The sequence below is a fragment of the Arthrobacter sp. TB 26 genome (genome assembly GCF_000427315.1).
GTDB lineage: Bacteria > Actinomycetota > Actinomycetes > Actinomycetales > Micrococcaceae > Arthrobacter.
Genome location: NZ_AUPJ01000138.1, coordinates 1 through 805, shown reverse-complemented (window position 1 = coordinate 805; position 805 = coordinate 1). Strand labels below are relative to the sequence as shown.

Sequence of the window (805 nt, the reverse complement as noted above, 5' to 3'; positions counted from 1 at the left end):
CCGCCGGCTGGCTCCTCGCCTCGCTCGGGCTCAGTAAGGACGATCCCGGGGACGAGAAGCTTCCAGAGGCCCTGGCCTCGTCCCTCGACGCCGAACTGTCGTGGACGGTGTCCACACCGAGGGTGGCAGCTACCTGTGGACCCCGGCAGCCCTGGCTTCCCTGCTGGGACCAGCCGACGGCGCCGCCGTCGCCCGACTCATGAATGTCCACCCCCGCGGCACCGTCACCGCGGAGGGATCCCCGCTGCACCCCGGCCGGGCGCTCCCGCCGGACCCAGCCTGCCCGGGACGACAAGGTGGTGGCCGGCTGGAACGGGCTGGCGGTCGCGGCCCTGGCCGACGCCGGCGCCTTGCTGGGACAACCCCGGTTAGTCGCCGCGGCCGGGCGGATCGCAGCCTACCTGGAACGGGTGCACTGGCGTCCCGGTGCCGATGGCCAACCCGGCACCCTCATGCGGATCTCCCACGACGGCGCCGCCCGGGGGATCGGCGGGCTCCTGGAGGATTACGCCTCCTGCGTCGAGGGCCTGATCGCGTTCTACGCCGTCTCCGGCCGGACACGCTGGTACCGGCTGGCAGAGGACATCCTGGCGGCAGCCTGCGCACGATTCACCACGGACGGCACGCTCAAGGACACCGCGGTGGAGCCTGCACAAGTCGCCAACGCCCGCGGTGGACGCGCGTCGCTGGAGCTCTTCGACAACGCCACGCCGAGCGGAGCCGCCGCCTTCGCGGGCGCGCTGCTGTCCTGTGCGGCACTTTCCGGCTCCTCTGAATACCGGGCCCTCGCCGGCAACATCCTCTC

General features: G+C 72.5%; 1 protein-coding gene and 1 pseudogene. Both read left to right on the top strand.

What is annotated here, in order from left to right; all coding sequences use genetic code 11:
* A partial coding sequence (locus K789_RS26030; protein WP_237739514.1) for a hypothetical protein occupies positions 1 to 203 on the top strand: 203 nt, incomplete at its 5' end.
* Positions 204 to 805, top strand: a pseudogene (locus K789_RS0104320) (thioredoxin domain-containing protein); the annotation flags it as partial.